The following is a 24,695-nucleotide window of genomic DNA, read 5'->3' as shown; positions in this document are numbered from 1 at the left end:
CATCGCCCGGCGCTTTCGCGCCCGAGACGAGGACACTCACTGAGGATTTGAAGGATTCGCTGACCGGCCGTGCCGGTGTGCCGGCTTACGAGTTCGACGCCGCGCGGGTCGAGGCCGACTTGACGTCCTTGATGCTAACCACGACGGCGATGCGCTTGATCGTGCCGCTGCGATAGGCCTGCAGGAATTTGTCGTAGTGCTTGACCGAGATGCAGCCGTTGGAGTCGCCGTTCGGCCCGAGCATGTAGCTGTGCACGAGCAGGCCGACACGCCCGAACGTATCGCTGCCATCGACCGGGGTCATGCGCAGCGCGGGCACGCCGTGGAACAGCTTCTCGCGCGGCTTCATCTCGTAGACGCCGGGCGGCGTCGCACCGGCGTTGCGGGCGGTCACATGCGACGGATCGTCGAGCAGATTGCCGAGCCCCGAATGCGCTTCGAACTTCGTGCCGTCGGGCATGTACACGATGCGGCCGGTGATGTCGTAGACCGCCGTGGTGCTGTCATAACCGAGCGCACCGAGATCGGGGCTTGGGCCGGACAACAAGCCATCATTCGGATCGATCGAGGCCAGCTGCAGCTTGCCCGGCATCATGTCGGCGATCTTCTGCAGGAACGTCCGGTTGTCGCCCTGCTGCACCGGCGCCTGCGGCGGCGGCTGATCGTTGCGCGCAAGCAGATTGGCCTCGACCGGCCGCGATCGCGGCATCGGCACAGCGGAAGCTGCGGTCGAGGTCGTGGCCGCGACCGATGCGGTCGCCGGCTGGCTGGCCGGCAGTTCGGTCTGGGTGTCACGCAGCTGGCCGGCCAGCGCATCCTCGATCTGGCCGAACTCGGAATTGAAATCGCCGCGGCTCGAACGGAACCCGCGGCGCAGGGGATAATAGAGCGAGGCCGTATTGATCGTGGAGCGAGAGCCGAAGCGATCGTCGAAATTCAGCGAGGCGGTGGTGTTGGCGAGTGCCGGTCCATGCAGCCAAGCGGTCGGGTCGATGCCGACCATCCAGGCGGCAAGGCCAGACGACAGGACGAGCGCGCTCACGGCGAACGCCGTGCTGCCCACCAGAGACACGCCGCGGTTCGACTTACGCGCGGCTGCTTTCGTCGTACGTTGACCCATCATCCCCAAGTCGGTGCTCTGGGGCCTGTTACCCGGCCCACGTTGGATTCACCGTTCGCACATCATATCAGGGAATTAGAGTAAGGCATAATCGAGACGACGCGGGCAACGACAGGATTTTTAAACGTTTTTCGGATGGAAAGTGCCGGCGAATCAGCCCCGGGCGGGGCGAAATGGCCGAAAAAGTCCCGTTTCGGGACAATCTCGGCGACTCAGGCGATCTTTTCTTCCCGGAGGGTGAGCACCGGGACCGGCTTGCCGATGGCGTAACCCTGCGCGTAGTCGACCCCGATCAGGCGCAGCTCGTCCAGGATCGCGAGGCTCTCGACGAATTCGGCGACCACCTGCTTCTGCATGATCTTCGCTGTCTTGGTGATCATCTCGACCATCGCGCGATCGACCTTGCTGTTCAGGATCTCCTTCACGAACGAGCCGTCGATCTTGATGATGTCGACCGGCAGGTGCTTCAGATACGCGATCGAGGACATGCCGGTGCCGAAATCGTCGAGCGAGAAGCTGCAGCCGATCTCGCGCAGCCGCGCGATGAACGCCTGCGCCTCGTCGAGATTGGAGATGGCGCTGGTCTCGGTGATCTCGAAGCACACCAAGGCCGGCGAAACATCATACTGCGCGAACAGTTCGGCGACGAAGTCGACGAAATCGCCGTCTCCGATGGTGGCACCGGAGAGATTGATGGCGTAGCTCGCAATCTTGCGCGGGTGGTGCTTGCGCTCGGCGATGATCTCGAAGGCGCGGCGAACCACCCAGCGGTCGATCAGCGGCATCAGCCCGTAGCGTTCGGCCGCGGGCAGGAAGCTGCCGGGCGGCACCAGGGCTCCGCTCTCGTCGCGCAGCCGCAGCAGCAATTCGCGCCGCTCATTGCCCTTCAGCGCGCCATTGATCGGACGAATCTCCTGCTCGTAGAGGCAGAAGCGCCCCTCGTCCAATCCCTTGCGGATGCGATTGACCCAGCTCATCTCGGCGACGCGCACCGCCGTGCCGGTATCGGACGGACGGTGTTCCTGGACGCGATTGCGTCCCTTGTCCTTGGCGAGGAAGCAGGCGACGTCAGCGAGCCGCAGCGCGTCCTGCACGCCGGCGCTGTCGCAAAGCGCGACCAGGCCGATGCTCGCGCTGATCCGGAAGCTCGAGCCCTCATGGACGAAGCTCGACTGCTCGACCACCGCCCTGATCCGCTCCGCGACATCGGCAGCAACGTCGTGTGTGGCGGAGCCATCGTCACAAAGCAGAATGCCGAATTCGTCGCCGCCGAGACGTGCAACCAGCCCGCTGTCGCCGACCTCGGCCGCCAGCAGCTTCGCCACCTGCTTCAGCAGCCGGTCACCCGCCATGTGGCCGCAGGTGTCGTTGACGATCTTGAACTGGTCGAGGTCGATCAGCATCAGATCGGCGCCGACGACCGGCGAGCCCGACATCGCCTTGTGCAGCTCGAACTCGAATTGCCGCCGGTTCGCGAGGCCGGTGAGCGCGTCATGCGACGCAGCCCACGCCAGCTCCTCGACCAGCCGCCGCTCGGCGGTCATGTCGTGAATGATCATGACGCGGCCGGCCGGTTCGCCGGCATGCACGATCGGGGTCTCGACCACCGAGACCGGCACGCTGGAACGATCCGGCCGCACCAGCAGCCGCTGCTGCGGCCGGCTTTCGTCGTCGGCATCAGCGCTCTGGAACGATCCCCGCACCGGCTGCTCGGCAATGTTGAACAGCGAGGAAAGCTGCCATCCGGTCACGTCCCGCCCCGACGCGATCAGCTGCTGCGCGGCGCCGTTCATGTAGCCGACGCGATCGTCCTGCGTCGTCACGATGACCGCGTCGCCGATCGAGGCCAGCGTGAGCTGGGCGCGCTCCTTCTCGACCGCGAGGGCGGTCTCGGCAAGCCAGCGTCGCCACAGCATCCGCCTTGTGTGGAACAGGACGATGCCGGCCAGGCAGGCCGCGATCACGAGATTGACCAGCAGCAGCAGCGCGGAGACCTGACGCGACGCCTTCCCCAATTGGTCGGAGAAATCGACGGCGAGCGTGCTCAGCGCGGCGTCGACCGCACCGATCCGCTCGGCCCAGTGCTTGATGGTCGCCGCCGAGGGATCATGCAGCGCGATGTCGTTGGCGGCCTCGTTCCTGATTTCGATCAGCTGATCGAGCAGCGCATCCGAATTCCGCCAGGCCGTCACCGCGCCGGCCACGTGATGCATCGTGCGGAAATATTTGAACAGCCAGATCAGGCCGCCGATGTCGTCGTCGTGATTGCCCGCTTTGGCGAAGCCACTCCTCGCCACGGCGTCGTTGTTGCCGGGCGCTTCCAGCGCGCGCCGCGCCGTGCGATCGGCCAGCGGCACCGCGATCGCATCATCGAACTTCTGCAGATAGAGCGGCGCGCCGGTGCTGACATAGGTCTGAAGGTAGTAGATGGCGTCCTTCTGCCCCTTCGACCACAGGCTCTCGCCCGCCACATAGGCGCGCACCGCCGACATCACCTGCAGGCTGCCGGCGGACAGACCGCCCAGCAGCAACACGATGGCGAGCAGAGGCCCGACCACCCGCCACAGTGACCAGCTTCGAAACGAAAAGAACATGCCTAATGCGCCCGACCCTGAAATGTCGGGTAAGCCTAGGAATGTCGGCTTAACCTCACGTTGCAAAACGCGATGAGTTTGAAACGACTTCGCTGTAACGCAATTGCGTCAAACTTTACCCATCCCGTCCGACCGCAGCCGGCGCTCAGGGACGTAATGTCGGCGACGTGTTCGGGACCGGCGCCTGCTCCATTTCGGCCTCTTCGGGCAGCTTGTCGGCATGGACGGCAAGCGGCGTGCCGATCCAGAGCGGATCGTCGCGATGATCGCGGCGTGGATTGGTGGTGTTGGGATGGACCAGGATGCTCCGGCTGCCGTGGTTCAGCATCAGCCACGGCACCAGGGTCGGAAACAGCTCGGCCGCAAACGCCACCTGATACATCGCCTGATCGTGCGGGCCGACCTTGACGTCGTGCCACCGCCCGAGCGTGACCAGGAAGCGCTCGCCCATCCAGTCGCGCAGGCGTTCGGCCTCGCCCCGGCTGGTGGCGGGGTCGTAATAGACATGGGCGTGATAGCTCGCGATCTCGCCGATCGCCCGTGGCCCGTCCGTCATCTCGCCTCTCCTTCCGCGGCCGGTCACCTGCGCCGCAGCACACTGAACTGGAACGACTGCGTCGCGCCCCAGGGGGTGACGTGCCGGTGCGCCTCATGCGCGATCAACTCGAACGCCGGACCGATGGTCCGGCTCAGCGTTGCGGGATCATAGCGCTGCACCGGGAGGCCGCTGCATTTTTCCGGACCGTCCAGCGCGAAGGTGCCGATCACGGCGTGGCCGCCTGCCTTGACGCCGCGATGCAGTCTTTCGAGATAGGCCGCGCGGTCGCTCTCCGCGACCAGAAAATGAAATGCCGCACGATCGTGCCAGATGTCGAAGGCCTCCGGCGGCTGCCAGACCGTCGCATCATCGGCGACCCAGCGCACCGACGGGCCGCTCGCGCCGATCCGTTGCCGCGCGCTCGCCAGCGCAGCTTCCGAGAGATCGAGCACGGTCAGATCATGAAAGCCACTCACCAAAAGCGCATCGACGAGGCGCGAAGCCCCGCCGCCGATGTCGATGATCGACGCGTCGCGGCCGGGCGCGGCCGATTCGATCAGACGCAGCGAGGGCTGCGGATCGGCCTGCGACCAGCTCACCTGCTGCTCGCCCTTGGTCAGATAGACAGTCTGCCAATGCGATTGTCGATCAGAAGCGGTCATGGCGATACGTCCCGAAGCGGCGACAACCCGCGTTGCGCACCATTAACCATGAGCTAGGCGCGGCGGTCTCCCGCGTCAACCGGCAGCAGGCGACACGCACGGCCGCGCGGCAGCAAATGCCGCATTTGCATCGCCACATTTTCCAATTAACCTGATGGCGAGGTTGAGATCGGGGCGTCCGGGGATGGCCAATTTCGGCTGGACACGTGGCAACAAGCCTGCACAAGCGGAGGACGCCGCCAGCGACTTGCGCGGCCTCACCGATCCATCGGCGTTTCTCGCCGCGCTCGACAAGGTGGTGCCGCGCTATCTCGATCTCGCCGACAACGGCGTGCTGGTCTATCCGGCTTGCAAGCGCAAGCCCGGCGACCTGCTCGGCGATGTCAGGGCGATCTGGGAGCACACGCGGCTCGAGGCGACGCGCTATGTCCCGATGGTGCCGCGGAAAGACACCTCGCTGCTGGTCGATCCGGCGCGCCAGGCCGAGATGATCGACGCCTTCCTGCGCCAGCGCGCGCACGACAACACCGTCGTCGATTTCACTGGCACGGCGATCGAGGATTACGGCATCGCGATCTATGCGGCGCTGAACTGGCTGAACCATTGCGGCGCCATCGTGGGCGCCGATCCGCAAAAATTCTCCGGCACGCTGCGCAGCTTCCGCAAGGTGATGGTCGTCGCCCGGCAGTGGTGGGCGCTCGACGGCGCCGCGGAGCGCTGCCGACAGATGCTGGAGGCGCGGGAGCGGCCGCCGCTGGTGTTCTTCCTGCTGTGGGCCGAATGCACCAATCTGGCGCGCGAGATCGCGATCGCCGCAGCCGGCGTGGCGGCGACCGAAGACGGTATTGCGCGCATGCGCGCGGCCGAAGATCCGGAAGAGCTGACGTAGCGCGAATCGGACGCGCGGCCGCAGGTTAGGGTGCGTACTCATAAATTCAGGATGTCCGCTTTCGAGAGGTAAGCGGACTCGCGGCCCCGACCACAGGGATGTCGTCTTTTGACCCATACCGGACATCGGGCATAGTTAAGCTGCCGCCGATTTGTGGGCCATTTCCTACCCGTCTTCCCGTCGTGAAGTGCTAAGCTTCAGGCATTGCGCGAAGCGTAGTCCTCAATGCGGCATAGCGGAGGGTTGGTGATGATGAAGCGCATAGCAATTGTGAACACTATAACCGCCATATTAGTCACTCTTACGGCGGCACGAGCAACTGCCGAAGGCGATTACAAGAAGGTTTGTCGGGTGAGCGAAAACCTGAGAGTACTCGACGACGGCGACGACGCAAATTCATGCAGGCAAATTGCAGTCGGCGCTCAGGCTCAAGAATATCAAATTGGGTGCCGTGATACTGAAAACAACGGCACGACTATCGTTACCGCACCCTTCAGCATAACTGACAAAGCCGCCAGGGTAACTAGTTCAAAACTAGCAGCGAACACGCAAAACACGGCTACGCAGGAACAATTTGCGAAGTGCGCAAAGGCTTGGGGGAGTCGGTAACTCCAGGGAGATCAGATCGGCCAGTCAGTCGAAGTCATTTTCAAACCACGAATAGCGCTTCTTTGCTGCGGTGCACGAGTCCGCCAATGGCCCATCGCGACCGTTCGCGCGGCACGGGGAAACGTCCGAAGTCAAGGTAAGACCGGAAGTCACCCGCGAACGTTCAAACCGACGCTCATGACCCAAAGGCGACAAATCCCGATTGCGGCCTGCTCGTGTACAGCTCGCCATTTGTGGGTTAGGTTCCCAAGTTGTCATGTGCCGCGCGTAGCTGGAGCTGGTCATGCAACCGATGAACGAGGTCCTATTCGAGACGACCCTAGCTGAATATGTCGAAGAAATGCTCGACGCCTGTACGCGATGCGGGAAATGCGTCGAGGCTTGTCCGAGTGTCGAGCCTGCCGGCATCTTGGGGACAAAGTCCGAAGACATCATCGGCGGCATCCTCGAACTGGTACGTACCGGCAACGGCCCGGAAGCGTCGCGCAAATGGGCGCAGTCCTGCATGCGGAGCGGGGCATGCATCAAGGCGTGTGACTATGGCGTCAATCCGCGCTTCTTGCTGAGCATGGCGCGGCTTGGCATCGCGAAGTCGGACAATGAGCTTGCCGAACGACGCCGACGGGGTGTCGAGAAGTACCGCGACGGCAGTCGTGGAGTGAGCGTGCTTTCGCGCCTGCAACTCGATATGGACGTGCTCGAACGACTGGGTCAGAAATCGGCGTCGGTCTCCACGCCCGTTGAGGCGGCGGATTTCGTGTTTTACACCGGCTGCAATGTGCTCAAGACGCCGCACATCGCCTTGCTTGCCCTCGATATCATGGATGCGCTCGGCGTCAGTTACCAGGTGATGGGCGGACCGAGCCATTGTTGCGGTATCCTCCAACTTAAGTCTGGGGACGCCGAGATGGCCGGCCGTATGGGCTCGAGTACTATGGAAAAGCTGTCGCACTCCAACTCGGGGCAGGTGATCTCCTGGTGCCCGTCGTGCTACGTCCAGTACACGGAAACCATCCTGCCGACGGTGGAGCGGCAGCGTGGCTCCCGCCCGTTCGAGATGAACCCGTTCATGCGCTTTCTTGGTGACCGGCTGGCGCAGCTAAAGCCGCACCTTCAGCGCAGGGTCGAAATGCGGGTCGCGCTGCACAAGCATCCCGGCGTGGCCGGCGTCGTGGAAGCCGCCGCTGAAATCCTGACGACGGTCCCCGGTATCGAGCTCGTCGATCTGAACCAGCCGGCGGTGGGTTTGCAGAGCGTGGATGTCGGCGTCCTTCCAAAGTTCAAGCGCGAATTGCAACTTATGGAACTTGAGGCGGCGCGCGATGCAGGTGTCGATGCACTGGTCGCGGTCTATCATTCCGATCATCGCGAACTGTGCGCGCACGAGCGCGACTGGCCATTCCGCATCATAAATATCCTTGAAGTGGTTGGCGAAAGCATGGGCCTGCATCGGCACGATCGCTACAAGGAGCTCAAGATCATGCAGGACGCCGACCAGATCGTCGCCGACTGTAGCGACCTGATCGCAAAGCACTCGCTTGATCCCAGCAATGTGCGTGACGTGGTGGTGAAGGTGCTGCTTGGCGACCAGCCGCTTCCCCTGAGGGGCGGCGCGCTCCCAAAGCCGCGCGCGGGGGGTGTGGCGCCGTCGTAGCAGCTTGACGTCGCCTATTGGCCCATCGCGTCAGTTGGCGCAGTGCAGCGACACGTCCGAAGTTGAGGGTAGACCGGAAGTGGCTGGCCGACTGAAAAGAAGACGCGAATGACCCACAGCGGAAGTCGAGCTCCGCTGCATCTGGTCGTCTCGCCCTTCTGGCCGCCCAGTCGGCGCTAGATTAATGGATCATCCCACTCTGGATACCTCGCGGGTCGATACCTCGGAGGCGACGTAGTCGATCTAAAGCGTGTAGTGCCGATATCTATCAGCTCCCTGTCAGTTAGGTCCGACAAGACGGCTCGTAACCTTTGGCATTGGCGTGGTTGCTGGAACGCCCCCAATATCTCCAGAAGAGGCCGGAGACGTGCCGTGTCGATGTAAACGTCTGCTCCAGCCATGCTATGCCGGGTGCCGTGGTTCATCGCTGCATCTCCCTGGGGCAAGGTTTTCCACCCGGACGAGGATGCCGAGGCATGGGGGGTTACGCTCGATAGTAGGCTTACATTTTCCTCTCCGGCGGCTTATTCTTTTCCTTCCATGCGGGTGGCCGCCTGAGGGGTTCGCAAGGTGCGCTATTTGTTCGAGGATTACGCGCTCGACACCGATCGGCGCGAGCTACGCCGCGGGGCGGACGTGGTCCCGACAACGCCGCAGGTTTTCGATCTGCTCGATTTTTTGATCCGCAACAGGGAGCGCGTCGTCAGCAAAGACGATCTCGTCATCGCAATTTGGCAGGGACGCACCGTATCCAATGCGGCGTTGACAACCCGCCTAAACGCCGCTCGAAGCGCGATCGGCGATTCCGGCGAAAAACAACGTTTTATCAAAACGCTGCCACGAAAGGGCGTTCGTTTCGTCGGCGCGGTGCAAGACACGAACCGGCCGACTGGTACCGCGGCCCTTTCAGACAGCCACGCGGAATCACCAGAGACCGCGCTCGCCCTCCCGGACAAGCCCTCCATCGCCGTGCTGCCGTTCGAGAACATGAGCGGCGACCCCGAACAGGAATACTTCGCGGACGGAATGGTTGAGGAGATCACGACAGCGCTGTCGCGTTTCAAATGGTTGTTCGTGATCGCTCGTAATTCGAGCTTCACGTTCAAAGGCAAAGTCGTCGATGTCAAGGAAGTCGGACGCAGGCTTGGTGTGCGCTATGTCCTTGAGGGGTCGGTGCGCAAGGCGTCGGGGAAGGTACGCATCACCGGGCAGTTGATTGATGCGATGACGGGCGCGCACATCTGGGCCGACAGGTTCGAGCGTGAGTTAACTGACGTCTTCGCCCTGCAGGACGAAGTAGCGGTCGCTGTTGTCTCGGTCATTCAGCCAAAACTGCTTCAAACAGAAATAACAATGGCAACGCGGCGGCGACCAGAGAACCTCACCGCTTATGATTATTATCTCCGCGCCATGCCGCAGTATTACCTAACAACCGGCGAAGGTTTGGCCGAGGCGCTAAGGCTGGCTCGTCGCGCTTTGGAGCTGGACCCTCGGTTCGGCCTAGCCGCGTCTCTGGCAGGTCGCTGCCACATGCTCAACGTCCTTTTTGGCTATGCTGTCGATCCGCAATTCGAGTGCAAGGAAGCAATTCGGCTTGTTCGCCTGGCCTTGAGCCTCGACGACAGTGATCCAGATACGTTAGCACGTGCGTCCGTAGTCTCGGCTTACATGGCCGGCGATTGTGAAGGTGCGATCGAAATGGCTGACCGGGCGGTTGCGCTCAACCCGAATTCATTTATCGCATCGGCCAGCAGGGGCTGGGTCTATAAAATAGCGGGATTGTCGGATGAAGCGGTGCGGAGCTGGGAACGGGCCATGCGCATGAGCCCAGTGGACCCACAGCTGCACATGGCGTTTCTCGGGATGGCGATGGCGTATATCGAGGTTCGTCGATTTGACGAGTCCATCGTCGCCGCGAAGAAAGCCCTACGTCAAACTCCCCCTTTGCGGGACCTTACCGCTGCCTCGCGTCTGCCTTCGCTCATCTCGGACGTGACGCTGAGGCGCGCGAGGCGGCGGCGCGTCTACTTGAGATCGATCCCGCCACAATATCGGTGTGGATCGCCCGGGGCGGAGCATACACGTCGAAACGAGCTGCGGCGCTCTTGATTGAGGGCCTTCGCAAAGCGGGGTTACCCGAATGAACCGTGCTCGTGGGCATCGACGAGTCGGGTCCTTTTTTGCTGCGGCGCATGAGTCAGCAATTGGCCCTTTGCGGACATCACTTAGGCATCCGTCGATGTCTGCTTCGGAGGACAACTCGGACCTCGCTATCTCCGGACGCGCGTACCAGATTTATGAGCACACGCCCTAGGCAACAGGATCCGCGTCGGCGGACACCACCAGCAGGTCCTTGGATTTGCGCGCGATCAGGCGGCCGAGGTCGCCGTGCTTGTAGGTCTCGACGAATTTGATGGCGAAGCCGTTCGGCAGATGGCGGACCACGCGGCCAACGCAGGCGCCGATCGCCAGCGGCATGCCGACCGGCGGCTGCAACTCGGAGGACACCGCCGCGCCCGACAGCGACATGTCAATGATGAAGCAGCTCTGCATGGTACCGTCCGCCAGCGTCAGCATGGCATGCGGCGCGACGGGGACAAAACGCGGATTGTTGCGCGCTTCGCGGACGCTCGGATCCTTCTGCTTCTTCTCGATCCAGGTCAGCTTGTCGGCGAACTTCTCGCGCCTGGCATGCGTCATCTCGAGCTCGACCAGGAAGCTGCCGCTCATCGTGTCGGTGATGCAGCCTTCGAACTTGCCGAACTCCTCGAAATACGAGGTCAGCCGGTCACCGACCTTGCCGACAACAGGCACGTCCACGATCATCCGGAACGGCGAGACGCGCGTGGTGCGGCAGGCGAAGGTGCGCAGCTTGCCCTGCGCATCGTACCAGTTCGGCAGCGTGTAGCTGCCGTTGACGATGATCCTGACCGCGCGTTGCTTGAGAAACTTTTCGACAGACACGACTGGACCTCGCCCGAGGCGATCTGAGTGCACGGAGGTCTGGAGATGACCGACATCCGTGGTCGGTCTGGTGGCGGGGACATCCGTTACCGACGCGATTGCAGCGGAAAGGCTGCGGGTTGCGTCCCAGCGCGTCGTGCATCGTCCTGGCGCGCAGGTGCGTACAGTCGTACCGTCGAAAGACTAGGAAAAAGTTAAGCCGGACAGAGCGCGGGCGGCACACTCTATGGCGCAACCCTTTCGCGTCGGTTTATTTTGCGAGCCGTACAACTACCGGGAGAGCTGCCGCACGCCGTTGCAATCGCGCCGTGCTCTAAACGGCCTGCCTCGGCCCGCAACCCGGTGCTAGCCTTGATGCCAGCCCTTTGATGCCAGCCTTGGCCGAAATCAGACCGGATCCTCATATGCCAAACATCTCAGACAAGTCGCTTGCCGACGGCAAGATCCTGCAAAGCGTGGTCGATGGCGTCGGCGTCATCACTTTCAACAATCCCGACAAGCGCAATGCGATGTCGCTGGAGATGTGGGAAGGGCTCGGCGAGGCGCTGACCGCGTTGCGCGACGATCCGGCGGTCCGTGTCGTGATCCTGGTCGGCGCCGGCGACAAGGCGTTCGTGTCCGGCGCCGATATCAGTCAGTTCGAGAAGACCCGCCACAACGCGGAAGCCTCCGAGGAATATTCACGGCGCAGCGCCGCCCAGCGCGCCCTGCTCGCCGACTACCCAAAGCCGACCATCGCCTGCATCCGCGGCTTCTGCCTCGGCGGAGGCATGCAGGTCGCGATGCTGACCGATATCCGCATCTCCGGCACCAGCGGCCAGTTCGGCATTCCCGCCGCCGAGCTCGGCATCGCTTACGGCTATGATGGGCTGCGCCACCTGGTGTCGCTGGTCGGCCCGTCCTGGGCGCGGCTGATCATGTATACGGGCATGCGGATCGACTCCGCGGAAGCGCTGCGGATCGGCCTCGTCGATCGCGTGCTGCCGGACGCCGAGCTGTGGGATGCGACCATGGAGATCGCGCGCACCATTTCGGGCAACGCGCCACTGGCGATCAAGGCCGCCAAGATCACCATCGCGCAGGTGCTGAAGGATCCCGCCGATCGCGACATGGCCGCGATCAAGCAGATCGGCATCGACTGCATGGACAGCGCGGATTTCCGCGAAGGCCGCAACGCCTTCATGGAAAAGCGTAAGCCGCAGTTCAAGGGCCGGTAGACCGTCTTCATCCTCACCTGTCATCGCCCGCGCATGCCTTCGCGGGTAGTGACAGCTGAGAGTGCGGTAACAGCGGTGGTCCAACCCGCCATCGTCATTGCAACGCAACACACTGTCATCGCCCGGCTCGACCGGGCGATCCAGTATTCCAGAGGCGGTTGTGCTTGAGCCGATGGGCCGCGGCGTACTGGATCGCCCGGTTAAACCGGGCGATGACAGATGACGATGTCAAGCGATTTCTGAATATTAGAAGAATACCCCTGATTTGCCCGACATGTCAAGTTGCCGTGACGAACGCCGGCAGCCGCCGGCGGCTACTTTGCATGGGGTTGTTTTCGATATTTTGGCAGTGGGCTCGCGATTGAACCTGCCGCCTACTTCTTCTCGTTGACCGGCACCGTGTAGTTGAGGATCAACCGCCCGCCGTCGGGATAGATGGTCTGGCCGGTGATGTAGGAGGCGTCGTCGCTGGCGAGGAATGCCACGACCGAGGCAACCTCGCTCGGCTCGCCGCAACGGCCGGCCGGGGTGCGCGACAGCACGCTGCGCCGCGCGTCCTCCGACGAGAAGATCGCCGTCGCCACCATCTCGGTCAGGATCGTGCCGGGCCCGACCGCCACGACGCGAATGCCGTGCGGCGCCAGCGCGACGGCCGCCACCGAGGTGAGTTGCTTCATCGCGCCCTTCGACATCGCGTAGGTCGCAAGCGAGGGGATCGCGAGCAGCGCATTGACCGAGGACATGTTGACGACGACGCCGCCACCGCCCTGCGCGATCATCTGGCGCGCCGCGGCCTGGACGCCGAAGAACGCGCCCTTGAGGTTGATCCCCATCACGTCGTCGAACTCGGCCTCGCTGATATCGAGGAAGTCACGGTTGCGCGCGACGCCGGCGTTGTTGACCATGACGTCGAGCCGGCCGAACTCCTTCACCGCGGTGGCCACGATGCGATCGACATCGGCGCGCTTGCTGACATCGGCCTCGACCGCCCGCAACCGATCCTCGTGTCCGAGCTCCTGGGCGGTGTGGACGAGCCCCGCAGCGTCGACATCCGAGATCACGACCCTGGCGCCATCGGACAGGAAGCGCACGGCGCAGGCTTTGCCTATGCCGCGCGCCGCCCCGGTGATGGCGACGACCTTGCCGGAATTCTTCATGGGAGAACCTCCAGAACAAAACTGTTCGCAGAGCAATAGCGCATTGCGCGTCGGCAGGGAACGCGGCGGATTCTCCACCCGCAGCACTCAGGATTTGATGCGCGCGAGAATCCGGTCGGCCTCGGTGCGCCAATCGGCGCTGCGGGCGAAGTCCGGCGTTCCCTTGACCCCGAACACGCCTTCATCGGCAAGATCGGCGATCCAGCCCTGCCGCTCGGCGGTGCCGGACGCGGACCATGGCGTCAGTCCGGCCTCACGCACGGTCTCCGCCACCTCGCGCACCTCCTCGGCCCGCCGCCGGCCATGCTCGATCACCCGCTGGAAGAAATAGGCGCCCTGCTTCTCCCAATCGATGCCGGGAAAGGTCTCCTTGAGCGAGGCGAGCACCGCATCCTCGACGCCATGGGCGCGTGCGGTGGTAAAACTCTCGATCACCATGGCCTCGAGGCCCTTGATCATGATGCTGCGGCACATCTTGACCGCGGAGGACACGCCAAGCTCGTCGCTCGTGACTTTCGCCGCAAAGCCAAGCGCGACCAATAGCGGCGCCAGTTCCCGCGCGCCGTGGCCGCCGAGCAGCAGCGGCACCTTGATCCGGTAGGGCGGCAGCGAGGTCATCACCGCGCCCTCGACATAGCGGCCGCCGGCGCCATCGATGTGGGCCGCCGCGCGCTGCTTGGCGCCGGGCGAGGCCGAATTGAAATCGAGAAACCAGGCGCCGCTCCGGATTGCGGGCACGCAAGCCTCGGCCACCGGCACTGCCTGGCTCGCGGTCACCGCCGAGATGATGAAATCGGCCCGCGCCGCAAGACCGGCGTGGGACTGCGCGAGCGCGACGCCGATCTCCGCCGCATGCGCACGCAGCGGTGCGCCATGGTCGCGGTCGAGCTTGATGTCGTAGGCAGCGACCTTCACGCCTTGCTTGCGCAGGTCCTCGGCGAGGATGCGTCCGACCTCGCCATAGCCGAGCATACCGACCTGCCACTGCCGCGGATCGCTGGAGATTGTCATCAGTTCAAGTCCCGTGTCGTGTCGTCGAACAGCTCGTCGACCGTGACGCGCCGGGGGATCAATGTCTGCTGGACGCAATAGTCGATCATCCGTTCGAGCGGCTTGCGGTTTGCCTCGACGCCGAACGGCAACAGGTCCGGCACGTCAGCCGGACCGGCCTTCGCCTTGGCGCGCTTGAGGAGCTCATAGAGGCTCCGCACCACGTCCGGGCGCGATGCCGCAAGCCGCTTGGTTACCATCACCAGATGATTGACCGGCACGACACCATGCCGGGCGTACCACCGCGCCGCCTCTGCGACCGGATCGGCGAACAACGGCTTGAGCGCCGGATCGCTCGAGGTCTCGCCCAGCACGGCATCGAGCTCGCCGTCCTTCAGCATCTGGATGATGGCCCTGCCCTTCGGGGCACGTTCGGTGCTGTCGACATATTCGGCGACATGCGGGTCCTCGAACGTCACCCAATTGATCCGGTCGAGGTTCACGCCATGGTCGTTGGCAAGGATGCCGCGCATCCATGCGCCCGTCGTTGTCGTGAACGAGCGGATGCCGACCCGCTTGCCTTCGAGATCGGCGGGCGTGAGCGTGCCGCGGTTGGCGCGATAGAGCGCGTGGCCATGCTGGAAGCGGCCGACCATCGCAGCCGGTAGCAGCACCAGCGGCTTGCCGTGCGCCCTCGCCATCAAATAGGTCACGATCGCCATCTCGCAGACGTCGAACACCTGCTCGCGCACCATCGGCTTGAACGCGGCGTTCGTCGGCGTGAACTCGGTGAAGTCGAGATCGAACAGCTCCGAGCGCAGCTCACCGCGCTTCACCGCCTGGACGTGCGGGTGATTGCCAAGCACCGTGCGCAGCCGAAGTTTCTCCACGGCGACGAACTCCGCTGGGTCAGGTCAGCATTCGCCCTAGACTCACGCCCGGCGCCTTGCGCGGCGCGGGCGCCCCTTGATCGACCGGCGCGGCTTGCAGCGCGGCAACCGTCGCGCGCACCAGCTCCTCGATGGCATGGCCGGCGTCGGTGCCGTCGGCGCTGCCGCGCGACAGCCGCGAGATGCGCTCGGGCGTCACCAGCGTGTAGTAGAGCGCGCCGAGCAGGAAGTGGCCGCGCCAGACCAGATCGGTGCGCGGAATATGCGGCAGGCTTTCATGGATCGCGTCGATGAAGGCATGGCTGGTGTCGTCGAAGGTCTGCGCGATGATCTTGCGCACGACCTCGTTGCCCTCGGCCGACATGATCGCGCGCAGCCGCGTGAACCGCGTTCCGCCGCCGGTAAGATCGCTGCCCGAGGTGAAGGCCGGCAGCACATAGGCGCGCACGATCGCCTCCAGCCGGTCCTGCAGGTCGCGGACCCGCCGCGCCGCCGCCAGGAGCTCCGAGCGCCGCCGGTTCATCGGGCCGCAATGGCGCCGATAGATCTCCAGCAGCAGGCCGTCCTTGGTCTTGAAGTGATAGGTCACGCTGCCGGGATTGGCGCCGGCGGCCTGCGCAATGTCGCGCACCGAGACGGCGTTGAAGCCGTAGGTCGAGAACAGCTCCTCCGCTGCGGCGAGGATCGCCTCGCGCATGTTCGGCTTGCGCGTGCTGGCGACCTTGGCGTCGGCCTTCATGCCGGACTTGGCAGGTTTACGGACCATATTTGTACTATCGTCCAAATATTCAGGTCACGTCAACAAGGCGGCGAGTTGGGTCAGGACAGTTTGACGTCGGGCTCGGCACGGCCGCGTGCCGCGGCATCGAGCAGAAAGGTTTGACCGTGGCCGGGATCGGCGGCGCGCTGTGCCTCGTCCATGTCCTGCCAGGCCGAGGTGACCAGCACGCGCGAAAAATCGCGGCCGACAAAGGCCGGGCAGCTCGACTGCTTCGCCGGCACCTTCAGCGAGCGCAGGTGCCGGCCGCTGGGGTCGTAGACATCGACGCAGCCACCGCCCCAGCGCGCGTTCCAGATCATTCCATCGGCATCGACGATCGCGCCGTCGAGCCCACTGGTGCCCTGATGTCTGATCAAATCGATCGGCTCGCCGGTCGGCAATCCCGTCGATGGATCGAGCGGTACGCGATGCAGCACGTTGGTCGCGGTATCGGCGAAATAGCCGACGTCGCCTGCGGGCGAAAAGCAGATCGCATTGGGGATCGTGATCCCGGGATAGAGCCGCGTGATACGGCCGTGATGGAGCGCGTAGATCGCGCCGGCGCCGTGCTCTGCTTGACGCCCCATTGTGCCGAGCCAGAACGTGCCCGACGGATGCACGCGCGCATCATTGGAGCGCGTCACCGGATTGTCGGCTTCGAGTGCGGCGAACAGCTCCAGCCGGCCGCTGGCGACCTGCCGGACGTAAAGCCCATCCTCGGTGAGGATCAGCTGCCGCTCGCTATCGATCCGCGCCAACGCGCTCGCCATTTTCGGCAGCGCGTGAATGACGGTGCGGCCGCTTGCAAAGCGATGCTCGAACAGGCGGCGCTCGCGGATGTCGAACCACCATGCGGTGTCGGTCGCCGCGTCATAGGTCGGGCCCTCGCCGAGATGACAGCGCTCGGCTGATAGCACCGATGTCGGCACCTGTTCGATCAGCGGCTCGGCGGCACGGTCGGTCATGGCATCACTCACATGGTCGAGAATCGATAGATTGCGGTGCGCCGATAGACCTGCCCGGGATCGAGCCGCGCCGACGGGAAGTCGGGCCGGTTCGGCGTATCCGGCCAGGCGTGCGGCTCCAGACATAGCGCATCGGATTGACGATAGAGCCGATCGCCCTTGCCGGCGCTCGAGCCGTCGAGGAAATTGCCGGAATAGAACTGCAACCCCGGCTGATCGGTGAACAGCTCCATCACCCGGCCGCTGTGCGGCGCCTCGAGGCGCGCGGCGAGGTGAGCGCCTGTCCCCGAGGCCAGACAGAAATTGTGGTCATAGCCGCGCCCGAGCTGCAGCTGCTCGTCATTCATCCTGATCCGTGCGCCGATCGCGGTCGGCTTGCGGAAGTCGAACGGCGTGCCGCCAACCGGCCGCGGCGGCTCTGGCAACGGGATCGCGGTGGCGTCCACCGCGAGGAAATGATCTGAGGCGATCGTCAGCCTGTGATCGAGGATTTGCGTGCCCGAGCGCGCGCCGTCGAGATTGAAGAAACTGTGATTGGTGAGGTTGACGTAGGTCGGCCGGTCGGCGGTCGCCTCATAGGTGACCGCGAGTTCCATCGGGTCGCGCACGCGATAGGTCACGCGGGTCTGAAGATTGCCCGGATAGCCCTCTTCGCCATGCGGGCTTTCGCGCTCCAGCACCAGCGCCGGCCCCGGATCATCTGATAGCTCAACGATGCGCCACAGCTTGCGATCAAACCCCTGTGGGCCGCCATGCAGCGCGTTGGGGCCGTTGTTGGCGTCAAGTTTCACCGTCTCGCCATCGAGTACGAAGCGCCCGCCGGCGATCCGGTTTGCATAGCGCCCGATGGTCGCGCCGAAGAATTTGCGCTGCGCGACATAACCGTCGAATTCGTCATGGCCAAGCACGACGTCGTCGCAATGCCCGGCGCGATCGGGCACGAGCAGCGCTTGCAGCGTGGCACCGAAGGTGAGGATGCTGGCATCGAAGCCGTGTTCGCCGCGCAGTGTCACGCGCTCCACCACGGTGCCGTCGGGCAATTTGCCGAAGGGCGCGCGAGCAATGTTGGCTGATGTCATTGTCAGTCCCCGAACGCCTCGACAAGGCGCCGTCGCCCCAGCATGAAGCTATCGGCGACGAGCCGCAAGGGCGCGAGGTCGACCTCGGATTTTCCGTCCGACGTCAGCGCGACGAAGCGGCGGTACAGCGTGGGATATTCCTCATCGGTGGCATCGACCACCAACCTGTTGCCATCGCGCAGCTGCCGTCCGCCCTTCGACAGCGTCACAGGCCCGGCCTCGGTCTCGCACAGGATGTCCCAGCTCGGCGGCCCGGTCTGGCGGAAATCGAACTCAGCGTGGATCGGTAGGCCGTTTTCATCGGAGAGTTCGACTACTGCTGCAATCGGCGCCTCCCGGTTGGAAGGAACGTCCAACATCGCGCTCCTGACAAAGACCGGACGCGGCAGGATCTCAGTCAGGATCGACAGCGCGTTGATGCCGGGATCGAACACGCCGAAGCCACCGGCCTCGAATATCCAGGCCTGGCCTGGATGCCAGACGCGAACGTCTTCCTTCCAGATGATGGTCACCTTGCTGATCGTGCGGCCGGCGAGCAATTGCCGCGCCGGTCCAACCGCGGGTGCGTAGCGCGAGTGCCATGTCGCAAACAATGTCCGGCCCGCCTCGTGCGCGGCCGCGATCAACGGCGTGAGTTCGCTGAGCGTAGACCCAGGTGGCTTCTCCAGCAGCACATGCTTGCCAGCAGCCAGCGCAGCGGCGGCCTGCGCGTGGCGCGCCTGCGGCGGCGTGCACAGCGCGACGGCATCGATCTCCGGCCCGTCGCGCAGCAACTCCTTCAAATCGCGGAAATGCGGCAGGCCGGATGGGCTCTTGGCCGGATCGACCACCGCGACGAGTGCGGCGCCCGATGTCTTCGCGATCGCAGGCGCGTGCTGCCGGCACGCAATCTCCCCGAAACCGACGATGGCGATGCGAAGCAGATCGCTCATGACCGTCCTCGCGTTACTGCCCGCCCGGCCGGCCGATGCCGCCAGACAGGATCATGGGCCAGCGCCGGATACCAACGGTATGACCCGACTTTGGTTGCAAGGCGCAAATCCACGACGCCTTGTTGTGCGCCGCATGGCGGGGGCATCGGTCCTGATCGATCACAACCGATGCTCCAGATCATTGTTTTGACGGGCTTTCTTCACGCGAACCGGTCGCCGCATCATTCGAAACCGCGCTAGCGCGCGGCTTCGAATCCGTCGAGCACTGCCGTCAGATTGGCACCGAGGATGTCGGAGAGATAGCCGCCCTCCTGCACCAGCACGGTCGGCAGGCCGAACCGGGCGAGCGCTTCGCCGATCCGGCGGAAGCCGTCAGTGGTAACGGCGAGGCCCGCAAGCGGGTCCTTCTCGGAGGCATCGAGCCCGAGCGCGACCACGAGCGCGGTCGGCGCGAAGGAGCGGATCGCCTTCTCCGCCGCCGCGAGCGCCGTGATGTAGTCGTCGTCGCCGGTACCCTTGGCGAGGGGAATGTTGAGATTGGTGCCGAGGCCGGGCCCGGCGCCGCGCTCATGCGCATAGCCCCAGACGAAGGGGTAGAAGAACGACGGATCGGCATGGATCGAGACGGTGAAGACGTCTCCCCGCTCGTAGAAGATGCCCTGCGTGCCGTTGCCGTGATGCACGTCGACATCGAGGATCGCGACACGCTCGTGCTTCTGGCGCAGATGCTCGGCCGCGATCGCACTGTTGTTGAGGAAGCAGAAGCCGCCGGCGAGATCACGATAGGCGTGGTGGCCCGGCGGACGGCACAGCGCGTAAACCGCGTCCTCGCCATCGAGCACCATCTGCGCCGCGGTGACCGCGACGTCGCTGGAGGCACAGGCCCCGGCCCAGGTGCCGGGTCCGATCGGCGCCGCGGTGTCGACCGTATGCCAGCCGAGCTTGCCGACGATGTGGGTGGGGTAGGTACCGGCGTTGCGCACCGGATGCATGTTCGCGATCATCTCCGGCCCGGCATTGCCGAGCGCCGACCATTCGTCCCAGGCATCGGCGAGAAAGCTCAGATATTCCGGACTGTGGACCCGCGCCCGCGGTCCCTGCCCGAATTTGGTCGGCTCGATCAGCGTGTGCTTGCCGGCCTTCAGGCCCGCCAGCAGGCGGTCGGCGCGCTCGGGCTGCTCGGTGGTGCGCTGGATCACGCCACGGACCAGGAAGAATTGCGGATCATGGCTGCGGTGCAGATCACTGTAGACGGCCTTCACGGGATACTCCTGTTGGATGAGCGGTTGGGGTGAGCCTTCGCTGGCGGGTTGTACAGTATCAGCGGCGGCGATGATCTGAAACAGAGGGCGATTTCATGCTATGTCCGCAGGCAGCGCAATGATTCAAGTACGCAGGATACGAATCCCGGCCATGGCGGGAAGCAAGATGGTGACGGCGGATGCGACAACGGGGCGGCGCGGCCGGCCACGCTCTGCCGCGACCACGGCCGCGATCCTGCAAAGCGCCTATACGCTGATGGCGACCACCGGCCTTGCCGCCACTACCATCGACGCGATCGCCAGACACTCCAATGTCTCGAAGATGACGATCTACAAATGGTGGCCGTCGCGTGAAGCCTTGCTGATCGATGCCTTCCTCGACCAGGCTTCGCGCGCGGTGCCGCTGCCCGAGGCGGGCCATCCGGTGGCCCGCATCCGCCGCCATGTCGCGACCTATGTCGAGGCGCTACAGGGCGAGTTCGGACGCGTGCAGCTCGCGGTGATCTCGGAATGCATCTCGCAGACCGGCACGGCGGAATTGTTCTACGCGCGCTACCTCGGCCTTCGCCGCAGCAGGATGCTGGAAATCATCGCCGCCGGCCAGAAGGACGGCAGTATCGGCGCGCCGGGCGTACCCGGCGATATCTATGACGCGATCTACGGCAGCCTGTTCTACCGCTATGTCTTCGGCATCAAGCCGCTGACGTCGGCCTATGCCCGCAATCTCGTCAACCTGGTGCTGCGGCCGCGCGCCGACGCTTGAGTCACGAAACAGCGCGCTGACGGCGGAACCAGGCCCAGGTCTCGCGCGTCACGGCGCGGTAGTTGCGGCCGCGATACACGATGTGGCCGTCGACGATCGCATTCAGCTTCGGCAACGCATGGAACGGCACCGTCGGATAGGCATGGTGCTCGACGTGGTAAGGCATGTTCCAGGCGAACCATTTCATGATCCGGCCTGTCATCGTGGTGCGCGTGTTCTCGAATGCACTCCGCGTACGCTCGCAACCGGTGTGCTCTGCGTAAAGGTACGGACGCAGGATGAGCTGACCGGCCAGCAGCGGCACGATCCACACCCAGAGCAGGATCGCGCTGTGCAGCGCAAATGATGCCGCCAACAACAGCAGATAGCCTGCAAGATAGAGCCTGGCTTCCAGCACGATCGAGGCGCGCTTGTGCTGCGGAATCCACGGCACGATCACCTTCCCGGTGAGTGCATGCCGAAAAATCAGCCGAATCCGGACCAGCACCTGCAACAGCCCCGAATAGGCAATCGCGAGCTGGGTGTCCGACGCCGGCTTGGGACCAACGATCAGCTCCGGGTCCTTCTCCGGATCCTGGGTGTAGCGATGATGGTCCCAGTGAAACAGGCAGTAATATTGGTAAGGCAATCCGATCATGAAGGCGGACAGATTGCCGACCAGAAGATTGAGCGCATGGCTGCGGAACGCCGTCTTGTGCGCGGTCTCGTGCACAACCATGAACAGGAACGCGACGCAATAACCCTGGATGGCAATCAGCGGCAACGCCCATGGCAAGCCGTAATGCGACGAGACGAGCCAAATCAGCGCGCCGACAACAACGATCATCCCGTAGTGGCTTGCCGCGCGCACCGCGCCGGCAAGGTTCGACTTGGTCGACAGGTCGCGCAAGGTCAGCGGGTTGAGCGGCTTCAGGCGGGGTCCGACATCACTGGTCTCTGCGGTGCTCATGGTCGTCTCACCTGTCAGCGTTGCAGGAGCGCCGAGATTTCGGCGTTGATGAAGGCACGGTCTTCGGCGTTGTTGACGGGATTGCCGGCCCGGTGCCCGTGGATCGAGGGGATCGCATGCAGCGCCGCGGAGCGGGCATTGACCAGGCGGCCGAGTTCATCCTCGTTGTCGCGCGGGTCGAAATAGCGGTCGGTGCGACCGGGCATCAGCAGCACATGCGCCTTGATCGCGGCCAGCGCCCGGTCGAGGTCGCCGCCGAATTCGTTGCAGCGGCTGATATCGCCGGCCTGCCAGATCGCGATCTGCGCCAGCAGATTATCGGCATCGCGCCGCGCAAAGGCGCCGTCCCAGGATCCCGCGAGGTAGTCTTCCAACGAGTTGAAGCCGGCCTCGCGCCAGACTTCCTCGCGATAGAACTCGTGCGACATCGCCCAGCCGGCATAGACCCGCCCCATCGCGCGAAGGCCTGCTGTCGGCTTGGTGACGAACCGGCCATCCTGATAGGCGGGGTCGGTTGTCAGCGCAGCCTTCACAGCTTCGAGGAAGACGTGGTTGTAAGGCGAACACCGCGCGCTGCCGCAGACCACCGCTGCGCGTTCGACCATGTCAGGATAGCGCGCGGCCCAGTGATAGGCCTGCATGCCGCCCATCGACCAGCCGTAGACCAGCGCGAGCTTGGTCACGCCAAACCGCTCGACCAGCAGCCGGCGCTGGATGGCGATCGCATCATGATAGGTGAAGGCGGGAAACGGCGCGCCGCCGAGCACCTCGCTCGAATTCGACGGCGAGGATGACAGGCCGTTGCCGAACAGGTTCGCGATGATGATGAAGTAGCGCCCGGGATCGAGTGCCCCGCCCGGCTGCACCAGCCATTCGATGTCGTAATGCTGCGCGGCGAACGACGTCGGATAGAGAATGACGTTGTCCTTGGCCGCATTCAGCGTGCCGTAGGTCTTGTAGGCGAGCGCAAGCTGCGGAAACACCGCGCCGCCCTGCAAGGTCACCCTGCCTGCCTCGAACACCTCATAGTCGCGTGACGTGGTCATGCGCATTCGACCTCGATCGGCTGGGCGCGACGCTGCACCCTCAATAACTGTACTTATGGTACATTAATTAGGAATCGAAGCAAGAGCGGTGAAGGTGGAATGACACCGGGCCGATCCATTCAAAATCGGCATCGATCAATACCCGTTTCGGCTTGGACCCATTGCCGTCATCTCTCTAGGACAGACCCCGAGGAAATCTTTCAAGGAGGCGCGAATGAGCGCAATTGTGTCCGCCACGGACGCGCGGCGATCCCGCGTCCGGCTGTTGATCGTGACGATGCTATTTCTCGTCACCACCGTGAACTATGCCGACCGCGCCACGCTCTCGATCGCCGGCCCTGCCCTCTCCAAGGAACTGCATCTCGATCCCGTCGCGATGGGTTACGTGTTCTCGGCGTTCGGCTGGTCCTATGTGATCGCGCAGGTGCCGTGCGGCTGGCTGCTCGACCGCTATGGCTCCAAATGGGTCTATGCGATCAGCATCATCGTCTGGTCGATCTTCACGGCGATGCAGGGCCTGGTCGGGTTCCTCTCCGCGGGCGCAGCCGTAGCCCTGCTGTTCGGGCTGCGCTTCCTGGTCGGCTTCGCCGAAGCGCCATCGTTCCCGGCCAATGCCCGCATTGTCGCGGCCTGGTTCCCCGGCAATGAGCGCGGCACTGCATCGGCGTTCTTCAACTCCGGACAGTATTTCGCAACCGTGATCTTCGCCCCACTGATGGGCTGGATCGCGCACGAATACGGCTGGCGCCACGTGTTCTACGTGATGGGCGGGCTCGGGATGATCATGGGCATCGCCTGGATCAAGACGATCTACGAGCCGAAGGACCATCCTGGGATCAACGAGGCCGAATTCGACTACATCAAGCAGGGCGGCGCGCTGGTCGACATGGACGCGGCGAAGGCCGGCAAGACGCAGGACAGCGGCCCCGGCTGGGATCATATCCGCCAGTTGCTCGCCAATCGGATGATGCTCGGCGTCTATATCGGCCAGTACTGCATCAACACGCTGACCTACTTCTTCTTGACCTGGTTCCCGGTCTATCTGGTGAAGGAACGCGGGCTCTCGATCCTGCAGGCCGGTTTCGTCGCGACGTTGCCGGCGCTGTGCGGCTTCGTCGGCGGCGTGCTCGGCGGCGTGATCTCGGACTACCTGCTGCGCCGCACCGGCTCACTGACCATGGCGCGCAAGATCCCGATCGTCGGCGGCATGCTGCTGTCGATGGTGATCGTCGCCTGCAACTACGTCGACAGCCAGGCGCTGGTGGTCGGCTTCATGGCGCTCGCCTTCTTCGGCAAGGGCATCGGCGCGCTCGGCTGGGCTGTCGTCTCCGACACCTCGCCGAAGGAAGCCGGCGGCGTCTCCGGCGGCTTGTTCAACACCTTCGGCAATCTGTCCTCGATCACGACGCCGATCATCATCGGCTACATCCTCGCCGCCACCGGCTCGTTCAACGGCGCGCTGGTGTTCGTCGGTGCCAACGCGCTGGTCGCGGCGATCGCCTATCTGTTCATCGTCGGCGAGATCAAGCGGGTGCAGCTGAAGGCGGCCTGAGCGGGCCGCAACAGCAACAACACATCAACGGCGGCTTCGGCCGCCGTCTTTGTCTTCTTGTTTGTCTTCTTGTTTGTCTTCTTGTTTGTCTTCTTGTTTGTCT

At 64.0% G+C, this 24,695-nt stretch carries 21 protein-coding genes and 2 pseudogenes; 7 read left to right on the top strand and 16 right to left on the bottom strand.

The annotated features are described in order from the left end of the window. Nucleotides 1–85: 85 nt before the first annotated feature. The 4 genes from Q0030_RS31880 to Q0030_RS31865 form a co-directional block, all read right to left on the bottom strand. Nucleotides 86–1,042 (bottom strand): DUF2778 domain-containing protein, encoded by a 957-nt coding sequence (locus Q0030_RS31880; protein ID WP_298376347.1) that lies wholly within the window; start codon nucleotides 1,040–1,042, stop codon nucleotides 86–88. Between the two features lie 290 nt (nucleotides 1,043–1,332). Then, on the bottom strand, nucleotides 1,333–3,714 hold the full coding sequence (locus tag Q0030_RS31875) for an EAL domain-containing protein (protein ID WP_298376344.1): 2,382 nt from the start codon (nucleotides 3,712–3,714) through the stop codon (nucleotides 1,333–1,335). A gap of 145 nt (nucleotides 3,715–3,859) precedes the next feature. Next, entirely contained in the window at nucleotides 3,860–4,270 is a 411-nt protein-coding gene (locus Q0030_RS31870; protein ID WP_298376341.1) for a DOPA 4,5-dioxygenase family protein, read from the bottom strand. A gap of 23 nt (nucleotides 4,271–4,293) precedes the next feature. Continuing rightward, a complete protein-coding gene (locus tag Q0030_RS31865) occupies nucleotides 4,294–4,914 on the bottom strand; it encodes a class I SAM-dependent methyltransferase (protein WP_298376339.1) in 621 nt (206 codons plus the stop codon). Nucleotides 4,915–5,098: 184 nt separating this feature from the next. Between Q0030_RS31865 and Q0030_RS31860 the strand changes: the two genes are divergently transcribed. Together Q0030_RS31860 and Q0030_RS31855 are read left to right on the top strand one after the other, a co-directional pair. Beyond that, nucleotides 5,099–5,803 carry a hypothetical protein gene (locus tag Q0030_RS31860; protein ID WP_298376337.1) on the top strand — a complete coding sequence of 235 codons (705 nt, stop codon included), beginning with the start codon at nucleotides 5,099–5,101 and terminating at the stop codon, nucleotides 5,801–5,803. A gap of 892 nt (nucleotides 5,804–6,695) precedes the next feature. Continuing rightward, on the top strand, nucleotides 6,696–8,066 hold the full coding sequence (locus Q0030_RS31855) for a (Fe-S)-binding protein (RefSeq protein WP_298376336.1): 1,371 nt from the start codon (nucleotides 6,696–6,698) through the stop codon (nucleotides 8,064–8,066). A 176-nt stretch (nucleotides 8,067–8,242) separates the two neighbouring features. Here the strand turns inward: Q0030_RS31855 and Q0030_RS31850 are convergent, their stop codons facing one another. Further along, nucleotides 8,243–8,467: a DUF1127 domain-containing protein gene (locus tag Q0030_RS31850; protein ID WP_298376501.1), complete on the bottom strand. Its 225-nt coding sequence runs from the start codon at nucleotides 8,465–8,467 to the stop codon at nucleotides 8,243–8,245. 169 nt (nucleotides 8,468–8,636) lie between these two features. Between Q0030_RS31850 and Q0030_RS31845 the strand changes: the two are divergent. Both Q0030_RS31845 and Q0030_RS31840 read left to right on the top strand, forming a co-directional pair. Further along, nucleotides 8,637–8,861 (top strand): annotated as a pseudogene (locus tag Q0030_RS31845) (winged helix-turn-helix domain-containing protein); the annotation flags it as partial. Nucleotides 8,862–10,075: 1,214 nt separating this feature from the next. Next, nucleotides 10,076–10,210, top strand: a pseudogene (locus tag Q0030_RS31840) (hypothetical protein); the annotation flags it as partial. 166 nt (nucleotides 10,211–10,376) lie between these two features. Here the strand turns inward: Q0030_RS31840 and Q0030_RS31835 are convergent. After that, nucleotides 10,377–11,030: a PilZ domain-containing protein gene (locus Q0030_RS31835; RefSeq protein WP_298376335.1), complete on the bottom strand. Its 654-nt coding sequence runs from the start codon at nucleotides 11,028–11,030 to the stop codon at nucleotides 10,377–10,379. Between the two features lie 404 nt (nucleotides 11,031–11,434). On the opposite strand from Q0030_RS31835, the gene Q0030_RS31830 reads away from it, so the two are divergent. Continuing rightward, entirely contained in the window at nucleotides 11,435–12,247 is an 813-nt protein-coding gene (locus Q0030_RS31830) for an enoyl-CoA hydratase (RefSeq protein WP_298376333.1), read from the top strand. Between the two features lie 374 nt (nucleotides 12,248–12,621). Here the strand turns inward: Q0030_RS31830 and Q0030_RS31825 are convergent, their stop codons facing one another. From Q0030_RS31825 to Q0030_RS31790, 8 genes are all read right to left on the bottom strand, one after another. After that, nucleotides 12,622–13,404 (bottom strand): SDR family oxidoreductase, encoded by a 783-nt coding sequence (locus tag Q0030_RS31825; protein ID WP_298376331.1) that lies wholly within the window; start codon nucleotides 13,402–13,404, stop codon nucleotides 12,622–12,624. 87 nt (nucleotides 13,405–13,491) lie between these two features. Beyond that, nucleotides 13,492–14,409 carry a DUF1932 domain-containing protein gene (locus Q0030_RS31820; protein ID WP_298376500.1) on the bottom strand — a complete coding sequence of 306 codons (918 nt, stop codon included), beginning with the start codon at nucleotides 14,407–14,409 and terminating at the stop codon, nucleotides 13,492–13,494. 5 nt (nucleotides 14,410–14,414) lie between these two features. Next, nucleotides 14,415–15,284 carry an ABC transporter substrate-binding protein gene (locus Q0030_RS31815; RefSeq protein ID WP_298376329.1) on the bottom strand — a complete coding sequence of 290 codons (870 nt, stop codon included), beginning with the start codon at nucleotides 15,282–15,284 and terminating at the stop codon, nucleotides 14,415–14,417. A 19-nt stretch (nucleotides 15,285–15,303) separates the two neighbouring features. Beyond that, a complete protein-coding gene (locus Q0030_RS31810) occupies nucleotides 15,304–16,050 on the bottom strand; it encodes a TetR family transcriptional regulator (RefSeq protein ID WP_298376327.1) in 747 nt (248 codons plus the stop codon). A gap of 53 nt (nucleotides 16,051–16,103) precedes the next feature. Then, complete coding sequence (locus Q0030_RS31805) at nucleotides 16,104–16,982, bottom strand: SMP-30/gluconolactonase/LRE family protein (RefSeq protein WP_298376497.1); 879 nt, start codon at nucleotides 16,980–16,982, stop codon at nucleotides 16,104–16,106. A gap of 35 nt (nucleotides 16,983–17,017) precedes the next feature. Continuing rightward, nucleotides 17,018–18,088, bottom strand: a complete 1,071-nt coding sequence (locus Q0030_RS31800; RefSeq protein WP_298376325.1) for an aldose epimerase family protein — start codon at nucleotides 18,086–18,088, stop codon at nucleotides 17,018–17,020. A gap of 2 nt (nucleotides 18,089–18,090) precedes the next feature. After that, a complete protein-coding gene (locus Q0030_RS31795; RefSeq protein ID WP_298376323.1) occupies nucleotides 18,091–19,020 on the bottom strand; it encodes a Gfo/Idh/MocA family oxidoreductase in 930 nt (309 codons plus the stop codon). A 236-nt stretch (nucleotides 19,021–19,256) separates the two neighbouring features. Beyond that, the gene (locus tag Q0030_RS31790) at nucleotides 19,257–20,282 is read right to left on the bottom strand and encodes a histone deacetylase family protein (RefSeq protein ID WP_298376321.1); all 1,026 of its coding nucleotides are present in this window, start codon (nucleotides 20,280–20,282) and stop codon (nucleotides 19,257–19,259) included. A gap of 151 nt (nucleotides 20,283–20,433) precedes the next feature. On the opposite strand from Q0030_RS31790, the gene Q0030_RS31785 reads away from it, so the two are divergent. Then, nucleotides 20,434–21,045 (top strand): TetR/AcrR family transcriptional regulator, encoded by a 612-nt coding sequence (locus Q0030_RS31785; RefSeq protein WP_298376319.1) that lies wholly within the window; start codon nucleotides 20,434–20,436, stop codon nucleotides 21,043–21,045. 1 nt (nucleotide 21,046) lies between these two features. Here the strand turns inward: Q0030_RS31785 and Q0030_RS31780 are convergent, their stop codons facing one another. Together Q0030_RS31780 and Q0030_RS31775 are read right to left on the bottom strand one after the other, a co-directional pair. Next, nucleotides 21,047–21,994 (bottom strand): fatty acid desaturase, encoded by a 948-nt coding sequence (locus tag Q0030_RS31780; protein WP_298376317.1) that lies wholly within the window; start codon nucleotides 21,992–21,994, stop codon nucleotides 21,047–21,049. 14 nt (nucleotides 21,995–22,008) lie between these two features. Next, complete coding sequence (locus tag Q0030_RS31775) at nucleotides 22,009–23,040, bottom strand: alpha/beta fold hydrolase (RefSeq protein ID WP_298376315.1); 1,032 nt, start codon at nucleotides 23,038–23,040, stop codon at nucleotides 22,009–22,011. Between the two features lie 214 nt (nucleotides 23,041–23,254). Here Q0030_RS31775 and Q0030_RS31770 point away from each other — a divergent pair, with 214 nt between their 5' ends. Then, nucleotides 23,255–24,592, top strand: a complete 1,338-nt coding sequence (locus tag Q0030_RS31770; RefSeq protein ID WP_298376313.1) for an MFS transporter — start codon at nucleotides 23,255–23,257, stop codon at nucleotides 24,590–24,592. Nucleotides 24,593–24,695 lie beyond the last annotated feature (103 nt).

The sequence above is a fragment of the uncultured Bradyrhizobium sp. genome, from assembly GCF_947648125.1.
Lineage (GTDB): Bacteria > Pseudomonadota > Alphaproteobacteria > Rhizobiales > Xanthobacteraceae > Bradyrhizobium.
This window is presented reverse-complemented; position numbering and strand designations above follow the sequence as displayed.